This window comes from Klebsiella sp. D-Nf1 (assembly GCF_002810515.1).
GTDB classification, from domain to species: domain Bacteria; phylum Pseudomonadota; class Gammaproteobacteria; order Enterobacterales; family Enterobacteriaceae; genus Klebsiella; species Klebsiella variicola.
Genome location: NZ_PIOK01000012.1, coordinates 61521 through 79485 on the forward strand (window position 1 = coordinate 61521; position 17965 = coordinate 79485).

The window sequence follows — 17965 nt, forward strand, 5'->3', positions numbered from 1 at the left end:
TAGAGAGTGGGGTTATTGTTATGGTACTGCCTGCGGACGGGGGTCTATATTGACCCTCTCATCCTGGTTCGCCGGGCATATTTCCCCGGCGACAATCCAAATTATTTCTTCTTCACCGGACGCTGCCAGCCCTGCTTGTGGACCTGCGGTACGCGGCTCAACACCAGTTCGTTATCGGCGATATTGCGCGTGACGGTGGTCCCAGCGGCGATAGTAACACCGTTGCCTACCGTGACGGGCGCCACCAGCTGGGTATCCGAGCCGACAAAGACATCATCGCCAATAATCGTTTTGTGTTTATTCGCGCCATCGTAGTTGCAGGTGATGGTGCCGGCGCCGATATTGACGTTATCACCGATCTCCGCATCGCCCAGATAGGTCAGATGACCCGCCTTGGAGCCTTTCCCGAGACGCGCTTTTTTCATTTCCACGAAGTTGCCAACGTGGGCGCCTTCCAGCAATTCGGCGCCCGGGCGCAGACGGGCAAATGGGCCGATGGTGCAGGCAGCCTGCAGCAGGGCATCTTCCACCACGCTATAGGGGCTGATTTCGCAGTCATCGCCGATGGTGCTGTTTTTAATCACGCAGCCGGCGCCGATTTTCACACGATCGCCCAGCACCACATTGCCTTCCAGAATAACGTTAGTATCGATCTCCACATCGCGCCCGTGCTGCAGCGTACCGCGCAGATCGAAACGCGCCGGATCGCGCAGCATCACGCCTGCCAGCAGTAATTTTTCTGCCTGCTCAGCCTGGTAAACGCGCTCCAGGCGCGCAAGCTGCAGGCGATTGTTGACGCCTTCGACTTCGCTCAGGCGCTGCGGATGCACCGCGACGATCTCGTGTCCTTCCTGATACGCCATGGCGATGATATCGGTGATGTAGTATTCGCCCTGAGCGTTGTTATTGGTGAGCTTCGCCAGCCAGCGCTTGAGGTCTGCTCCGCCGGCGATCAGGATCCCGGTGTTGATTTCCTGGATCTGGCGCTGGGCCTCGCTGGCATCTTTGTGCTCAACGATGCCCGTCACCTGGTCATTTTCACGGGTAATGCGGCCGTAGCCCGTTGGGTCATCCAGCTTCACCGTCAGCAGACCAATGCCACCCAGTGGTTTCGCGGCGCGCAGGCGCTGTAGCGTCTCAACCGAGATCAGCGGCACGTCGCCATAGAGCATCAGAATGTCTTCATCATCATTGAAGAAGGGTGCCGCCTGCTGCATAGCGTGTCCGGTTCCGAGCTGCTCAGCCTGCAGCACCCAGTTCAGGTTGTCTTCATGGAGGGTCTGACGTAGCAGATCGCCACCGTGACCGTACACCAGATGCACCGCACATGCGCCTAAATCGTTAGCGGCATCAATGACATGCTGCACCATTGGCTTCCCGGCCAGAGTATGCAGCACCTTAGGAAGATCGGAATACATGCGGGTCCCTTTGCCTGCGGCAAGGATAACCACGCTCATCGCACTATTTGACATACTCATCCTGACGGTAGTTAGAACGGAAAGTAAAAGCCTTTCACGTTGAAATTTCTACATATTTTTCATCATAAAACGAGACGTGGAGAAAACGCCCAGGCTCGCGGTTATACACCATTTTATGACGCTATTTTTAACCACTGCAAATCAGTTTAACGCTGAAAAAGGGGGGTGGGGAGGGTAATTATTGACTATCTCACTGCTTTTGCTGTTTTTTCGCCACCTGAATAAAGCGGCAGAGCGCGGCCCTATTGGCGGAGATTAACAGGAGATGAGCCGACTGAGAGTAAATCAGCCGCAGGCAGGGGAGAGCTGAAGTGATTGGTGGCATCAATAAAATACAAAAGGCCACCGTCAGGTGACCTTCATTTACCGGTTGCACATCGCCAGTGTTGTCGTTTTGATGGGCGATACGTCGTGCAAGCCGGGGAATAGCGCGTGGCTTAGAAGCTCAGTACGCTGAATTTGGCGATGATTTTATGGAACAGTTTCATGATGATTTCCTGACGCAGGTGCAGTTTGATAACGCTCTTTTATGTGACATACATCACAAAAATAGAGTCTACGCCTCATCATTTAACTAATCAATAACAATTAAGGGTGGATCCTGTTTTCACTTTATCCGCTCGCCAGCCGCTGGCCATAAAAAAAGCCAGCCTGGAAACCAGACTGGCTTTTTACGTTCAAGCCGGTGTTACATCGCTTTTTTGGTCAACTCGATAACGCGCAGTTTAGCGATCGCTTTGGCCAGTTCCGCAGACGCCTGAGCGTAATCCACATCGCCATGGGAGCTCTTAATGTGCTCTTCGGCTTTGCGTTTCGCTTCCAGCGCTCGCGCTTCGTCGAGGTCCTGACCGCGAATTGCGGTATCCGCCAGAACGGTCACGCTGCCAGGCTGCACTTCAAGAATGCCGCCAGACAGATAGATAAACTCTTCATGACCGTGCTGTTTAACGATGCGAATCATACCAGGCTTAATGGCGGTGAGCAGCGGCGCGTGTCCCGGGTAAATACCCAGTTCACCTTCGCTACCCGTTACCTGGATTTTTTCGACCAGACCAGAGAACATTTGTAACTCTGCGCTGACGACGTCCAGGTGGTAAGTCATTGCCATATCACCCTCCGATTAAGGCGTTAAAGTTTTTTGGCTTTTTCCACGGCTTCGTCGATGGAACCGACCATGTAGAACGCCTGCTCTGGCAGGTGATCGTATTCGCCTTCCATGATGCCTTTAAAGCCACGGATAGTGTCTTTCAGCGCCACGTATTTGCCCGGAGAACCGGTAAAGACTTCTGCTACGAAGAACGGCTGGGACAGGAAGCGCTGGATCTTACGTGCGCGAGCTACCACCAGTTTGTCTTCTTCAGACAGTTCGTCCATACCGAGGATGGCGATGATATCTTTCAGTTCCTGATAACGCTGCAGGATGGACTGAACGCCACGCGCGGTGTCGTAGTGTTCCTGACCAACAACCAGCGGATCCAGCTGACGGCTGGTGGAGTCCAGCGGGTCAACGGCCGGGTAAATACCCAGGGAAGCGATCTGACGGCTCAGTACTACGGTTGCATCTAAGTGAGCAAAGGTAGTGGCTGGGGATGGGTCAGTTAAGTCATCCGCCGGTACGTATACCGCCTGTACGGAGGTGATGGAACCGGTTTTGGTGGAGGTGATACGTTCCTGCAGAACGCCCATCTCTTCCGCCAGAGTCGGCTGATAACCTACCGCTGAAGGCATACGACCCAGCAGTGCGGATACTTCAGTACCGGCCAGGGTGTAACGATAGATGTTATCGACGAACAGCAGAACGTCACGACCTTCGTCACGGAATTTCTCAGCCATGGTCAGGCCGGTCAGCGCAACGCGCAGACGGTTTCCCGGCGGCTCGTTCATCTGGCCGTACACCAGGGATACTTTATCGATAACGTTGGAGTCGGTCATTTCGTGGTAGAAGTCGTTACCCTCACGAGTACGCTCACCGACGCCCGCAAACACAGAGTAACCGGAGTGCTCGATCGCGATGTTACGGATCAGCTCCATCATGTTTACGGTTTTACCTACACCCGCACCACCGAACAGACCAACTTTACCGCCCTTCGCGAACGGACACATCAGGTCGATAACTTTGATACCGGTTTCCAGCAGTTCCTGAGAGCTGGACAGCTCTTCATAGGAAGGTGCTGCGCGGTGGATAGCCCAACGCTCTTCTTCACCGATGTCGCCTTTCATGTCGACCGGCTGACCCAGTACGTTCATGATACGACCCAGTGTTGCTTTACCTACCGGGACTTCGATTGGGTGCTCGAGGTCTTTTACTTCCAGACCGCGGCGAAGACCATCGGAAGAACCCATGGCGATGGTACGAACGATACCGCCGCCGAGCTGCTGCTGAACTTCCAGCACCAGAACTTCTTTACCATTCTGCACCTCAAGAGCTTCGTACACGCGCGGTACGGCATCCTGAGGGAATTCGACGTCAACTACGGCGCCGATTACCTGGACAATTTTTCCAGTAGCCATCTTGAATCCTCTACGAATTAACCTGGTTATACCGCGGATGCACCACCGACGATCTCGGTGAGTTCCTGAGTAATGCTGGCCTGTCGAGCTTTGTTGTATACCAACTGCAGCTCTTTAATCAGGCTGCCGCCATTGTCGGTCGCGGCTTTCATCGCCACCATACGTGCGGCCTGCTCGCTGGCCAGGTTTTCTACCACGCCCTGATAGACCTGAGATTCGACATAACGACGCAGGAGGGTATCCAGCAGCGCTTTCGGATCGGGTTCGTACAGGTAATCCCAGGATTTACGTTTCAGATCAGCGTCTTCTGATGCCGGTAACGGCAGCAGCTGAGTGATCGTCGGAACCTGAGACATGGTGTTAATAAATTTGTTGCTGACAACGTACAGCTTGTCCAGACGGCCTTCATCATAGGCCTGCAACATCACTTTTACCGGGCCGATCAGTTCGGACAGGGAGGGGTTATCCCCCATACCAGTCACCTGTGCAACCACGTTACCGCCAACGGCGTTAAAGAAAGAGACGCCTTTAGAGCCGATCATTGCGAGGTCGCACTGAACGCCTTTATCGGACCATGCTTTCATTTCCGCCAGCAGTTTCTTGAACAGGTTAATGTTCAAGCCGCCGCACAGACCACGGTCGGTCGACACCACCAGGTAGCCCACGCGCTTAACGTCGCGTTCTTCCAGGTAAGGGTGCTTATATTCCAGATTACCGTTCGCAAGGTGACCAATCACTTTGCGCATAGTATCTGCGTAAGGACGGCTGGCCGCCATGCGCTCCTGCGATTTACGCATTTTGGAAGCGGCGACCATCTCCATCGCTTTAGTGATCTTTTGCGTGTTCTGGACGCTTGCGATCTTACTACGTATCTCTTTTGCGCCGGCCATGAGCTTCTCCTCAATGCCTTGCGGCCTGCCCTAAGACAGACCGCCAGACGTTACCAGGACTGGGTTGCTTTGAAGGAATCGAGGATGCCTTTCAGCTTGCCTTCGATTTCGTCGTTATAGCCACCGGACTGGTTAATCTCTTGCATCAGCGGAGCGTGATCACGGTCGACGTAAGCCAGCAGAGCGGCTTCGAAGCTACCGATTTTCGCCAGTTCTACATCAGCCAGGTAACCACGTTCTGCTGCGAACAGAACCAGAGACTGCTGCGCAACGGACATCGGCGCATACTGTTTCTGTTTCAGCAGTTCGGTCACTTTCTGACCGTGGTCCAGCTGTTTGCGCGTTGCATCGTCAAGGTCGGATGCAAACTGGGAGAACGCTGCCAGTTCACGATACTGCGCCAGTGCGGTACGGATACCACCGGACAGTTTCTTCATGATCTTGGTCTGCGCTGCACCACCAACACGGGATACGGAGATACCCGGGTTAACCGCAGGACGAATACCGGCGTTAAACAGGTTGGTTTCCAGGAAGATCTGACCATCGGTAATGGAGATTACGTTGGTCGGAACGAATGCGGAAACGTCACCCGCCTGCGTTTCGATAATCGGCAGCGCGGTCAGAGAACCGGTTTTCCCTTTCACTTCACCTTTGGTGAAAGCTTCAACGTATTCGGCGTTAACACGCGCAGCACGCTCCAGCAGACGAGAGTGGAGGTAGAATACGTCGCCCGGGAAGGCTTCACGTCCTGGCGGACGACGGAGCAGCAGGGAGATCTGACGATAAGCAACAGCCTGTTTAGACAGGTCATCGTAAATGATCAGCGCATCTTCGCCGCGGTCGCGGAAGTATTCGCCCATTGCGCAACCAGCGTATGGCGCCAGGTATTGCAGTGCAGCAGATTCGGATGCAGTCGCTACCACCACGATGGTGTTAGCCAGCGCGCCGTGCTCTTCCAGTTTACGCACCACGTTAGAGATGGTGGACGCTTTCTGGCCGATAGCAACATAGACGCACTTGATACCGGAATCACGCTGGTTGATGATGGCATCGATAGCCAGCGCAGTTTTACCGGTCTGACGGTCGCCGATGATCAGTTCACGCTGACCACGACCGATTGGGATCATGGCGTCAACGGATTTATAACCGGTCTGTACCGGCTGATCGACGGACTGACGTTCGATTACGCCCGGTGCGATCGCTTCTACGGCGGAGAAACCGTCGTTTTCCAGCGGACCTTTACCATCAATTGGCGCGCCCAGGGTGTTAACCACACGGCCCAGCAGGCCGCGGCCAACCGGAACTTCCAGGATACGGCCAGTACATTTAACCTTCATGCCTTCGGCGAGGTCAGCATACGGACCCATCACCACGGCACCAACGGAGTCGCGCTCCAGGTTCAATGCGATAGCGTAACGGTTACCCGGCAGGGAGATCATCTCACCCTGCATACATTCGGCAAGGCCGTGGATGCGGATAACACCGTCACTTACAGAAACAATAGTACCTTCGTTATGAGCTTCACTCACAACATTGAACTGAGCAATGCGCTGCTTGATCAGTTCGCTGATTTCGGTGGAATTCAGTTGCATGCTCCAGTCCCCTTAAGACTGCAAGACGTCTGCAAGGCGATCAAGACGGCCGCGTACGCTGCCATCAATGACCATATCACCCGCACGGATGATAATACCTGCCATAACAGACTTATCGATTTTGCAATTCAGCTTAACTTTGCGTGACAGACGTTTTTCCATCGCGCTGACGATCCTGGCAAGCTGTTCATCACTCAGTTGGTTGGCAGATATTACTTCTACCTCTGCGATGGCCTCACTGGCCGCGCGCAGGTGAATGAATTGCTCAAGAACGTCCGGGAGCACTTTCAGACGATTGTTTTCCGCCATCACCTTAATCAGGTTCTGGCCGTTTTCGTCGAGTTGCTCACCGCAGATAGCGATAAACGCTTCTGAGAGCGTTTCCGGCGCCAAAGCACCGGAGAGAAGCTCTGCCATTTGGTCGTTTTTGGTCACTTCGGCGGCAAACGCCAGCATATCCTGCCAGCGTTCAACACTGTTGTGTTCGACGGCAAAGTCAAAAGCTGCTTTGGCGTAGGGGCGAGCTACCGTTACAAATTCAGACATCAGCCCCTCCCTCCTTACAGTTCAGCGACAAGTTTATCCACGATGTCGCTGTTAGCAGCTTCATCCACGGAACGTTCGATGATCTTCTCGGCGCCAGCAACAGCCAGGATAGCGACCTGCTTACGCAGCTCCTCACGTGCACGTTTACGCTCAGCATCAATTTCAGCCTGCGCTTGTGCAACGATTTTGGTGCGTTCCTGTTCTGCTTCAGCTTTAGCTTCGTCCAGAATCTGAGAGCGACGCTTGTTCGCCTGCTCAATGATTACCTGGGCTTCCGCTTTCGCTTTTTTCAGCTGGTCGGTCGCGTTGGCCTGTGCAAGGTCCAAATCTTTCTTAGCGCGTTCTGCAGAAGCTAAACCGTCAGAAATCTCTTTCTGGCGTTTTTCGATGGCAGCCATTAAAGGCGGCCATACGTACTTCATGCAGAACCATACGAAGATAACAAACGCGATGGCCTGGCCGAGGATTGTTGCGTTCATGTTCACAGCACAATACCTCTTTAATTAACTCTGTGGCTTAGGTTTCTAACAACTTACTACGCGACGGCGAACATCACGTACAGACCCAGACCTACAGCGATCATCGGGATAGCATCCACCAGACCCATAACGATAAAGAACTGAGTACGCAGCAGAGGAATCAGATCCGGTTGACGCGCTGCGCCTTCCAGGAATTTACCTCCGAGGATGCCGATACCGATCGCAGCACCGATTGCCGCCAGACCCATCATCACAGCGGCAGCCATGTACAGCAGATCCATATTCAGGTTTTCCATGACAGTCTCCAGTTTGTTTCAGTTAAAACGTAGTAGTGTTGGTAAAAATCAATGCTCTTCGGACGCCATCGACAGATAGACAATCGTCAGAACCATGAAGATGAAGGCTTGCAGCGTAATAATCAGGATGTGGAAAATGGCCCAAGGCACATTCAGGATCCACTGTGACCACCACGGCAACAGACCAGCAATCAGAATGAAAATCAGCTCACCGGCATACATGTTGCCGAACAGTCGCAGACCAAGAGAAACCGGTTTGGACAGCAGGCTTACCCCTTCAAGGATTAAGTTGACAGGAATGAACGCCCAGTGATTGAACGGCTGCATGGTCAGTTCTTTAACGAACCCACCTACGCCTTTCATTTTGATGCTGTAGAAAATGATCAGGATGAACACGCCAAGCGCCATCGACAGGGTGATGTTCACGTCGGCAGACGGAACCACGCGCAGTGCAGGCAGGCCGAGTATGTGCTCACCGATCCAAGGTAAGAAATCGATAGGCAAGAGGTCCATCAGGTTCATCAGGAAGACCCAGACGAACACGGTCAGCGCCAGCGGCGCGATAACCTTGCTCTTGCCATGGTACATGTCTTTGACGCTGCCATGGACGAAGCCGATGATCATTTCGATGAAGGTTTGGAATTTCCCTGGTACGCCGCTGGTCGCTTTCTTAGCAACGCTACGGAACATGGCAAGGAACAGCAGACCGAGAACCACCGAGAAGAACATGGAGTCAATGTTGAGCGTCCAGAAGGTGGCTGTGTGGTTGTGCGGATCCACCAGCGAGAATGTACGTAGGTCCAGCTGAAGGTTGTTCAGATGGTGTCCTATGTAATCCTGCGGCGTCATATTTTCTGAAGCCATGATGCCTTTACCCTTTGTTGTTAATTACAGCTGGCGCCAGAACTTGTACCACCAGCACCAAAACCCACGTCACGATCAGCGGCATAAATACCACTTTTAAAACAGCCAGCGCCATCGCCAGAAGGGCGAAGGTCAGCAACACCTTGAAGGCTTCACCGAAGGCGAAGGTCCAGGCCACACGGCCTTTTGCTGGTGTATGCGCCTGATGACGCCAGGCAAAAATCATAAACATCAGGTTTGGCAAAACCACTGCCAAACCGCCGCATACTGCGGAAATGCCCCAGAAGGGGTCTTTGAGGCTGAACAGCAGTCCACTTGCTATTACTACCAGTAACTGAATAAACAGAAGCTTGCGAGCAACGTTTCGACTCAAGAGCGACACTGACATCACGTTTTTACTCCTGCTCCCTTTGAGGTATGTCGCGTGTCGTATAAAACGTCCTTTAAGACGAAGAGTCAAGCATCAAAAAGCGGACAAATTATACGGTGACGCCCCGTGAATTCAAACAATAAGTAGCAAAATAGTGAATAAATGTTTAATTATTTTCCAACGGACAACTTCCCGTGCATTTCAGCGTTCTGTGAGCGGTCATACAAAACTGCAAATAGTGAGTAAACACGGCAATTAAAGCGTGCATTAGATCACATAATAAACATTTCACGTGCCCTTTAATGAATCAAGGACATAAAACACTATTTTTCATGCTTTTGATATTCAAGATAAAAAGTGAGGACATTATCTAAAACAACCCCACATACAATAAAAACCTTTTATTGACATTTATAATAAAAATTTAACATCACTATGCTGTTTATCCGTGTCGATTTTTAGCACACTGATATTTTCAAAGTTGACTATTTTGTCAGTGAATCACTTACGCTAAGTTAACTGCAAGAAAAGCCATAGTAAAAACATGGTTAAATGCAGCCCGATAATATCGGAAGGTGACCTTTATTTTTGTAACATCCGCAGGCCACATTTTTTCCACATTTTTTGATAAAAACTAACGCGATTTTGGCGTGATCACCACCAGGTGCCGCTCCCCTTCCAGCTGAGGAACATGCAGCTCAATCACCTCGGCAATGGCATATCCTTCCGGCAGATTTTCCATTTCTTCTTTTTGCGCTAACCCTTTGAGCGCATAGAAGTGACCGTTCGCCGCCGGCAGATGATGGCACCAGCTCACCATATCATTGAGCGACGCGAAGGCGCGACTAATGACCCCATCAAACGGCGGTTCGGCAGGGAAGGCTTCCACGCGACTTTGCACCGGAGTAATGTTCTCCAGATTCAGTTCATGCTGCACCTGACGCAGGAAGCGCACGCGCTTGCCGAGACTGTCCAGCAGGGTGAAATGCGACTCCGGACGCACGATGGCCAATGGAACACCAGGGAGCCCCGGTCCGGTCCCGACATCGATAAAGCGCGAACCCTGCAGATAAGGCGCCACGATGATGCTGTCGAGGATATGACGCACCAGCATCTCATTCGGATCGCGAACGGAAGTCAGATTATAGGCTTTGTTCCACTTATCGAGCAGCCCGACATAAGCCACCAGCTGGTTTTTCTGGTGATCGGTGAGCGAAATACCCGCTTCATCCAGCAGACGAGAAAGTTTGTTGAGCACGGTCAGTACCTTCAAAAAATAATGAGCCCGGAGGCGCTAACGCTTACCGGGCTATGAATGATAAAGGCGAACGCTGATTATGCAACTGCGAAATCAGCGCTGGCAGGTGGCCGCAATCAGGCGCTGCGGCGCAGCATCCCCTGCTTTTTCAGCCAGACCAGCAAAATAGAGATCGCCGCCGGCGTGATCCCGGAAATGCGTGACGCCTGCCCTATCGACGACGGCTTATGGTCGTTCAGTTTGGCGATCACTTCGTTAGACAGCCCGGTGACCTGGCGGTAATCGAGCGTTGCCGGCAGCACAGTATTCTCATTGCGCTGCTGTTTCTCAATCTCATCCTGCTGGCGAGCGATGTAGCCTTCATACTTCACCTGGATCTCTACCTGCTCGGCCGCTTGTTGATCCTGCAGGCCTGGCGCAAACGGAGAAAGCTGTACCAGCTGTTCATAGGTCATTTCCGGACGACGCAGCAGATCTTCACCACTCGCTTCACGTGACAACGGCGCGGTCAGGTGAGCGTTCACTTCGGCGGCGCTCTCCGCCTGCGGGTTCACCCAGGTCGATTTCAGACGCTGGCGTTCACGTTCAATGCTTTCCAGCTTCTCGTTGTACCGCGCCCAGCGTTCATCGTCCACCAGACCCAGTTCGCGCCCCTGTTCGGTCAGGCGCAGGTCGGCGTTATCTTCGCGCAGCATCAGACGATATTCGGCACGGGAGGTAAACATGCGGTACGGTTCTTTGGTACCCAGGGTGCACAGGTCATCCACCAGCACGCCGAGATAAGCCTGATCGCGACGCGGCGCCCAGCCCTCTTTTTCCGCAGAGAAGCGGGCGGCGTTAAGACCGGCCAGCAGACCCTGAGCAGCGGCTTCTTCATAACCGGTAGTACCGTTGATCTGTCCGGCAAAGAACAGACCCTGAATGAATTTGCTCTCAAGCGTTGGCTTCAGATCGCGTGGGTCGAAGAAATCGTACTCAATGGCGTAGCCGGGACGGACGATCCGCGCGTTCTCCATCCCCTGCATTGAGCGGACGATTTGCATTTGCACATCAAACGGCAGGCTGGTGGAGATACCGTTCGGATAAATTTCGTTTGAGGTCAGGCCTTCCGGTTCAAGGAAGATCTGATGCTGATTGCGATCGGCAAAGCGCATGACTTTGTCTTCGATCGACGGACAATAGCGTGGCCCGATCCCTTCGATCACCCCAGCGTACATTGGGCTGCGATCGAGGTTATTGCGGATCACGTCATGGGTTTTCTCGTTGGTGTGGGTGATATAGCACGGCACCTGGCGCGGGTGCTGATCCGCGGATCCCATGAACGAGAAGACCGGCATTGGGTTATCGCCGTGCTGTTGCGCCAGCACGCTGAAATCGATGGTGCGGGCGTCAATACGCGGTGGGGTTCCGGTTTTCAGGCGGCTTACACGCAGCGGCAGCTCACGCAGACGACGAGACAGTGGAATTGACGGCGGATCGCCGGCACGCCCGCCGCTGTAGTTGTCCAGACCAATATGGATTTTGCCATCGAGGAAGGTCCCGACGGTCAGCACCACCGCTTTGGCACGGAATTTGAGGCCCATCTGAGTGACGGCGCCCACGACACGATCGTTTTCCACAATCAGATCTTCCACCGCCTGCTGGAAGATCATCAGGTTCGGCTGGTTCTCCAGCGCGGTGCGTACCGCCTGACGATACAGCACGCGGTCTGCCTGGGCACGAGTGGCACGTACCGCGGGCCCTTTGCTGGCGTTTAGTATCCTAAACTGAATACCCGCCTGATCGATCGCGGTTGCCATCAACCCGCCAAGTGCGTCCACTTCTTTTACCAGGTGTCCTTTCCCAATGCCGCCAATCGCCGGGTTGCAGCTCATCTGCCCCAGCGTGTCGATATTGTGTGTCAAAAGCAGGGTTTGTTGGCCCATTCGCGCTGCGGCCATCGCGGCCTCAGTGCCTGCATGACCCCCGCCAATGATAATGACGTCAAAAGGATCCTGATAAAACATGGTGATCTGCCTCGCATAACGCGGTTTGAAAATGGATTGAAGCCCGGGCCGTGGATTCTACTCGGCTTTGCTCTTTTGAGAAAGACTCCGGGATCCTGAGTATTAAAAAGAAGATCTTTATATAGAGATCTGTTCTATTGTGATCTCTTATTAGGATCGACTCTCTTTGTGGATAAGTCGGATCCGTGAAGTAAGATCAAATGCTTAAGAAGGATCACTATCTGTGAATGATCGGTGATCCTGGTCCGTATAAGCTGGGATCAAAATGAAGGGTTATACACAGCGCAAAAACCATACGACGGTTATTCTTTGGATAACTACCGGTTGATCCAAGCTTTTAAGCATGGTTATCCACAGAAGATCCGACGATCTTTACAATTCTCAGAGCAAATTTTTCCAGGATCCCAGCCAGATTTCCGCTGGATCCTCCGGAATTTCATGTTCCAGTACGTTAATTTTCAGCGTTTCGCCGATCTGTTTTGCGCCGCTGGCCTTCAAGGCTGCTTCTAATTTATCGATCGCCCCGCAGAAGGTGTCGTATTCGCGGCTGCCGATCCCGATGGCGCCAAAGCGCACGGCGGAAAGATCGGCCTTCTGCTCCAGCAATGCGTCATAGAAGGGAACCAGGTTGTCGGGAATATCGCCGGCGCCATGCGTTGAAGAGATAACTAACCAGATCCCTTCCGCCTGCAGATCGTCAACCAGCGGACCGTGCTGGATTTCAGTGCTGTAGCCAGCTTCTTCCAGCTTTTCCGCCAGATGCTCTGCTACATATTCCGCACTGCCCAGGGTGCTGCCGCTGATAAGTGTAATGTCTGCCATGATCGCCGATCGCCCGCTCAACTGTTCAGAGTGGCGTATTGTACGCTGTGAGCGAGCTGGGATCTACCTGTGGAAAAATGTGGGATTAAAAAAAGCGATCAGGGCTTGATGGTACGCATGATCGGGTTCTGCAGCACGATCAGAGTCTCGGTGGACTGAATTTCATCAATTGTTTGGATCTTGTTGATAAGTACCTGCTGCAGGGCATCGATGGATTTACACATCACCTTAATAAAGATGCTGTAGTGGCCGGTGGTGTAATAAGCCTCGGTGACCTCCTCCAGGCTTTCCAGGCGAGCAAGGGCGGAAGGGTAGTCCTTGGCGCTCTTGAGAATAATGCCGATAAAGCAGCCGACATCATAGCCCAGCTGCTTGGGGCTAACGTCAATGCGCGCGCCGGTAATGATGCCCGCCTGCTTCATCTTCTCAACACGTACGTGAATGGTGCCTGGGCTGACGCTGAACTGTTTGGCCAGTTCGGCGTAGGCGGTACGAGCGTTGGCCATCAGTGCATCGAGAATGCCGCGGTCCAGATTGTCGATCTGATAATTTTCCATATCTTTTTCTTATGAAGTTTGAGGGTTCTTACTATTTTAGCGTCATATTTTGATGAATTAAAAGTTGATGAGGCTTTTTATTGATTGATTATTGTATTACTGGCCTGTTTTGTTGCTTAATCAATGGCAACAGGACGCAGGAGTCATAAAAAATGAAAACCGCATACATCGCAAAACAACGCCAGATTAGTTTCGTTAAATCCCATTTTTCCCGTCAGCTGGAAGAGAAGCTTGGCCTGATTGAAGTCCAGGCGCCAATCTTAAGCCGCGTAGGAGATGGGACACAGGACAACTTGTCCGGCTGCGAGAAAGCGGTTCAGGTAAAAGTGAAAACACTGCCCGACGCCCAGTTCGAAGTGGTTCATTCGCTGGCGAAGTGGAAGCGTCAAACCCTGGGACAACACGACTTCAGCGCGGGCGAAGGGCTGTACACGCACATGAAGGCCCTTCGCCCCGATGAAGACCGTCTGACGCCTATCCATTCTGTCTATGTCGATCAGTGGGACTGGGAGCGCGTGATGGGGGATGAAGAGCGTCACGTCGGCACCCTGAAGGCAACCGTCGAGGCGATCTACGCCGGGATCAAAGCTACCGAGCTGGCGGTCAGCCAGGAATTTGGCCTGAAGCCGTTTCTGCCGGAACAGATCCATTTTGTTCACAGCCAGGAGCTGCTGAGCCGCTATCCCGATCTTGATGCCAAGGGCCGTGAGCGAGCCATTGCCAAAGAGTTGGGGGCCGTTTTCTTAATTGGTATCGGCGGCAAACTGTCTGATGGTAAGCGCCACGACGTGCGTGCGCCGGATTACGATGACTGGAGCACAGAGGTTTCTGAAGGCTTTGCCGGTCTGAACGGCGATATCCTGGTGTGGAACCCGGTGCTGGAAGATGCCTTCGAGATCTCCTCAATGGGGATCCGCGTTGACGCCGAAGCGCTGAAGCGCCAGCTGGCCGTGACCGGCGATGAAGATCGCCTACAGCTTGAATGGCACCAGGCGCTGCTGCGCGGCGAGATGCCGCAGACTATCGGCGGCGGCATCGGCCAGTCTCGTCTGACGATGCTGCTGCTGCAGCTTGACCATATCGGCCAGGTGCAGTGCGGCGTATGGCCGGCCCAGGTTCGCGAAAGCGTTTCCGCGCTGCTGTAATGAATTAGCGCCGCCAGCGTCGGAGCAGGCGGCTACGCAGCCCGGTATCAAAGCGCCAGATATGATCGAAGATGCGCATGATGCCGGGTTTGCCGTGTACTGACATCGCCACCGCATGAAAACGGTGCTGATGCTTACGCTGTAGTTCCCCCACCTGAGCAATCACCTCATCCGGCAACCGCTGGGCAATAAAGTCAGAGATCACGACGGCATCCGCATCCACCCACTGTGGGTTTTGCAGACGTTCAATGATGGCGCGAAAACAGCTGGCCAGATCGGTACCGCCGCGAAAGCGCTGGCTTAAAAAGCGGATCGCCTGCTCCAGCCCGCGCTCGCTGGTCAGTTCGTAATGCACCACTTCGCTGGAGAACAGCATAATAAAGCAGCGACGGTTATCGGCCAGCGCGACGCGCATCAGGGCCAGACAAAAGGCCTTAGCGCACTGCTCGTTAAAACCGCCCATCGACCCTGACGTATCGACGCAGACAATAAAGGGCCCGCGCGGCTGTTCATCAAAATCCTGTCGTGTTACCGGGCGTTCGGTGATTTTCTCACGCCAGGCGTCGCCATGCAGTCGGTAGGTGAGCAGCTGCTTCTCCACCAGCTTGCGATAAAATTCAAACTCCAGCTCCGTGATGCCGAGCGTCGCCAGCTCCGGCGGCAGCAGGCGAAGAATGTCGTCACTCTGCTGGAGGCCGTCGACTTGCTCCGGCACTGTCGCTGGCTCGCGCACCAGGCTGCGAAAGGTTTCCATCGGGGCGTCTTTCTTCGGCACGGATTTCGCTTCCCGCGAACGTCCGAGCTGTTCCGCCAGCTGCAGCAGTTCTGGCTGCTGGTTGAGAAAATCGCCATAGCGCACGATCAGCTGATAGTCGCCGCGTTTGAGTTCGCCAGCGCTCATATCCCATAGACGCCCGGCGGCAGTGTCATTTTCCGCCAGTACCGGATCGAGCTGACCGCTGAGCGTCATTCGTTCCTGAACCTCACTGAGTAACTGATCGCGTTCTTCATCCAGCAGCTGCTGGTTAAGGCTGGTGGCTTGCACCACCAGGCTCAGGCGCCAGCGCTGTAAAAACAGCGTATGCAGCGCCGGAGTAAAGGTGGCATTGTCATCCACCAGCTTCTGCGCCTGAGCGGCAAAAGGAGACTGTAGCTGGTGCAGTTTGCCGAGGATCTGCGGGAGCTGGACGATAAACTGCGAGGTAGAGAGTACCTGAGCCTGCTGATAGGTTTGCACTTCGGCGTCCAGATCCGGCGGGACGTTTACCTCTTTTAAACGGGCGCGAACGGCTTCACGCCAGCGCGGAATATCCGCCGCGATGATGTTTTTCAGGCGGGGAAATTTTTCAAAGAACACTGCCAGCTGAGGAGAGGCCAGCAGCGCCAGCAGCATCTCCTCGATCATTCCCTCTTCGCTGACTGCCAGCATGACATTCAGCATATCGAGCGTCATGGCTGCTTCGCCTGTTTAATCTGCGCGCCGACGTCCTGCAGGCTGGCTTCGATTCTTCCCAGCCACTCGACCGGGATAAACAGACACTTTTGCTGCTCGCTGAAGCGGTTGTGTTGCTGGTGCCACTCATCATCGAGCGCCTCCAGCTGTTGGCGAATTTCTGCCGGCATGTTCTCCTGCGATGCGCTACCGGGCAGCGCGAGGCGTGAGCCCTGCAGGCTGACGTCGCGGACGACCAGGTGCTGGCTGGTGTCGACATCCATATTGAGCAGTTGGGCAAAGCCGATCCCGTTGAGCTTACCGCGGATCTCACCGCCTTTTTCCAGCCAGTTGGCTAACGCCTCGCGTTCAAAAGTAATGTGGATCACTTCCATATCGTGAAGTTTGAGCGGCTGCTGCAGCAGCAGCGTCAGGGTGGTCCCCTGGATCTCCGCCGGCAATTCATAATGCGGTTTGCGGCTAAACATCCCGCCAAGGCGGGTGACCTTCAACGCCGTTTTGTCGCTTTGCTGCTGTTGGATCTGAATGCGTCTTTGGACAATGGCCCCCAGCCGCGTCAGCATCGCCTGCTGTTGCCAGGCGTGACAGGTCATGAGCGTTTCCAGCTGCTGCGACATCAGGTTCATGCTCTCGACGTTGTGCCACAGACAATCTTTCAGCAGGATCAGATCTATCGGCGCGATGCTGTCGCGCCCGCTGAAGAAGGCGCTGGCCTGCAGCAGGCGAATGGCCTTTTTCCAGCGACGATCCGAGACGTACGGCGCATTTGGCAGGGCATCCAGCTGCTGGCGGAGCTGGAATATCAGCTCAAACACCGCGTCTGGCAGTTTGATATTGCCGATCTGCTGCTGCCATTGGGTAAACTCTTCGTCGCTAACCTGCAGCGCGCTGGGCACTGGATTGATGTTTTCATCCTGCTGGCTGAGCAGCATTGAACGGAAATTACCTTTATCCTGCACTTTATCAAGCCACAGACGGATCAGCATTCGGTCATACAGCGCTTCCAGACTGCTGTCGGCTTCGGGGAGTTCGTTCGACGCGGCCACCAGCAGGCGCATCGGGATTTTCTCTTCGTGCGCGCCATTGCGGAAGTGACGTTCGTTAATCGCCGTCAGCAGGGTGTTGAGGATGGCCGGACCCGCTTTCCATATTTCATCGAGAAACACGATTTCTGCTTCCGGCAGGTAGCCGGCGGTTAAACGTTCGTAACGGCCTTCATCTTTCAGCGCCTGAATGGACAGTGGCCCAAAAACCTCTTCCGGGGTGGAGAAGCGGGTCATCAGGTATTCAAAAGCGCGCGCCTGCTGGAAGGCGAACTTGAGGCGGCGGGCAATCAGGCTTTTGGCGATCCCCGGTGGGCCGAGCAAAAAAACGCTCTCACCGCTGAGCGCCGCCAGCAGGCAGAGGCGTATTGCGTGGCTGCGTTCAAAGAGTCCTTTTTCGAGTGCCGCGCTGAGCCGGGAAATTCTTTCAGCCAGTAAATGTGTTTGAGCCATAATTGAGTTGCGTGCTTTGTCATGTATCGTTATTGGGTCGAGTATAGATGTTAGAGCAGGGGCGGTAATAGCCTGAAGAATCGATTTATTTTTTTTGAGCCAGGTTAATATGGTGTCTGTTAGGGGTACGATTTCGCAAATAATCGTGCATACTGTGCGCTTTTTGTGGGCCAAGGGACTAGGCACACATTTGTTTTATAAA

At 53.7% G+C, this 17965-nt stretch carries 17 protein-coding genes; 1 reads left to right on the forward strand and 16 read right to left on the reverse strand.

Going from position 1 to position 17965, the window contains the following annotated elements; genetic code table 11:
- Nucleotides 1-101 precede the first annotated feature (101 nt).
- From glmU to asnC, 14 genes are all read right to left on the reverse strand, one after another.
- On the reverse strand, nucleotides 102-1472 hold the full coding sequence (gene glmU / locus CWM54_RS26355) for a bifunctional UDP-N-acetylglucosamine diphosphorylase/glucosamine-1-phosphate N-acetyltransferase GlmU (protein ID WP_100682102.1): 1371 nt from the start codon (nucleotides 1470-1472) through the stop codon (nucleotides 102-104).
- 694 nt (nucleotides 1473-2166) lie between these two features.
- The gene (locus CWM54_RS26370; protein ID WP_008806724.1) at nucleotides 2167-2586 is read right to left on the reverse strand and encodes a F0F1 ATP synthase subunit epsilon; all 420 of its coding nucleotides are present in this window, start codon (nucleotides 2584-2586) and stop codon (nucleotides 2167-2169) included.
- A gap of 20 nt (nucleotides 2587-2606) precedes the next feature.
- On the reverse strand, nucleotides 2607-3989 hold the full coding sequence (atpD, locus tag CWM54_RS26375) for a F0F1 ATP synthase subunit beta (protein ID WP_008806723.1): 1383 nt from the start codon (nucleotides 3987-3989) through the stop codon (nucleotides 2607-2609).
- Between the two features lie 26 nt (nucleotides 3990-4015).
- Entirely contained in the window at nucleotides 4016-4879 is an 864-nt protein-coding gene (gene atpG / locus CWM54_RS26380; RefSeq protein WP_008806722.1) for a F0F1 ATP synthase subunit gamma, read from the reverse strand.
- A 50-nt stretch (nucleotides 4880-4929) separates the two neighbouring features.
- On the reverse strand, nucleotides 4930-6471 hold the full coding sequence (gene atpA, locus CWM54_RS26385) for a F0F1 ATP synthase subunit alpha (RefSeq protein ID WP_012543303.1): 1542 nt from the start codon (nucleotides 6469-6471) through the stop codon (nucleotides 4930-4932).
- Nucleotides 6472-6483: 12 nt separating this feature from the next.
- On the reverse strand, nucleotides 6484-7017 hold the full coding sequence (gene atpH / locus CWM54_RS26390) for a F0F1 ATP synthase subunit delta (RefSeq protein WP_004202307.1): 534 nt from the start codon (nucleotides 7015-7017) through the stop codon (nucleotides 6484-6486).
- A gap of 14 nt (nucleotides 7018-7031) precedes the next feature.
- Nucleotides 7032-7502, reverse strand: a complete 471-nt coding sequence (atpF, locus tag CWM54_RS26395; RefSeq protein ID WP_004107293.1) for a F0F1 ATP synthase subunit B — start codon at nucleotides 7500-7502, stop codon at nucleotides 7032-7034.
- A gap of 50 nt (nucleotides 7503-7552) precedes the next feature.
- Nucleotides 7553-7792 (reverse strand): F0F1 ATP synthase subunit C, encoded by a 240-nt coding sequence (gene atpE / locus CWM54_RS26400; RefSeq protein WP_000429386.1) that lies wholly within the window; start codon nucleotides 7790-7792, stop codon nucleotides 7553-7555.
- Between the two features lie 48 nt (nucleotides 7793-7840).
- Nucleotides 7841-8656 carry a F0F1 ATP synthase subunit A gene (atpB, locus tag CWM54_RS26405; RefSeq protein WP_016162026.1) on the reverse strand — a complete coding sequence of 272 codons (816 nt, stop codon included), beginning with the start codon at nucleotides 8654-8656 and terminating at the stop codon, nucleotides 7841-7843.
- 7 nt (nucleotides 8657-8663) lie between these two features.
- Nucleotides 8664-9044 carry a F0F1 ATP synthase subunit I gene (gene atpI / locus CWM54_RS26410; RefSeq protein WP_100699086.1) on the reverse strand — a complete coding sequence of 127 codons (381 nt, stop codon included), beginning with the start codon at nucleotides 9042-9044 and terminating at the stop codon, nucleotides 8664-8666.
- A gap of 616 nt (nucleotides 9045-9660) precedes the next feature.
- Nucleotides 9661-10284, reverse strand: a complete 624-nt coding sequence (rsmG, locus tag CWM54_RS26415) for a 16S rRNA (guanine(527)-N(7))-methyltransferase RsmG (RefSeq protein ID WP_100682100.1) — start codon at nucleotides 10282-10284, stop codon at nucleotides 9661-9663.
- A gap of 116 nt (nucleotides 10285-10400) precedes the next feature.
- Nucleotides 10401-12290 carry a tRNA uridine-5-carboxymethylaminomethyl(34) synthesis enzyme MnmG gene (gene mnmG, locus CWM54_RS26420; protein ID WP_061156287.1) on the reverse strand — a complete coding sequence of 630 codons (1890 nt, stop codon included), beginning with the start codon at nucleotides 12288-12290 and terminating at the stop codon, nucleotides 10401-10403.
- Nucleotides 12291-12671: 381 nt separating this feature from the next.
- Nucleotides 12672-13112: an FMN-binding protein MioC gene (gene mioC / locus CWM54_RS26425; protein ID WP_008806716.1), complete on the reverse strand. Its 441-nt coding sequence runs from the start codon at nucleotides 13110-13112 to the stop codon at nucleotides 12672-12674.
- A gap of 98 nt (nucleotides 13113-13210) precedes the next feature.
- On the reverse strand, nucleotides 13211-13669 hold the full coding sequence (gene asnC, locus CWM54_RS26430; RefSeq protein ID WP_002882510.1) for a transcriptional regulator AsnC: 459 nt from the start codon (nucleotides 13667-13669) through the stop codon (nucleotides 13211-13213).
- 152 nt (nucleotides 13670-13821) lie between these two features.
- Between asnC and asnA the strand changes: the two genes are divergently transcribed.
- Nucleotides 13822-14814, forward strand: a complete 993-nt coding sequence (gene asnA / locus CWM54_RS26435; RefSeq protein ID WP_032733977.1) for an aspartate--ammonia ligase — start codon at nucleotides 13822-13824, stop codon at nucleotides 14812-14814.
- A 4-nt stretch (nucleotides 14815-14818) separates the two neighbouring features.
- Here the strand turns inward: asnA and viaA are convergent, their stop codons facing one another.
- On the reverse strand, nucleotides 14819-16267 hold the full coding sequence (gene viaA / locus CWM54_RS26440) for an ATPase RavA stimulator ViaA (RefSeq protein WP_100699088.1): 1449 nt from the start codon (nucleotides 16265-16267) through the stop codon (nucleotides 14819-14821).
- Nucleotides 16264-17763 carry an ATPase RavA gene (gene ravA / locus CWM54_RS26445; protein ID WP_100699090.1) on the reverse strand — a complete coding sequence of 500 codons (1500 nt, stop codon included), beginning with the start codon at nucleotides 17761-17763 and terminating at the stop codon, nucleotides 16264-16266. The genes viaA and ravA overlap by 4 nt, the downstream gene beginning before the upstream one ends.
- Nucleotides 17764-17965: the final 202 nt, after the last annotated feature.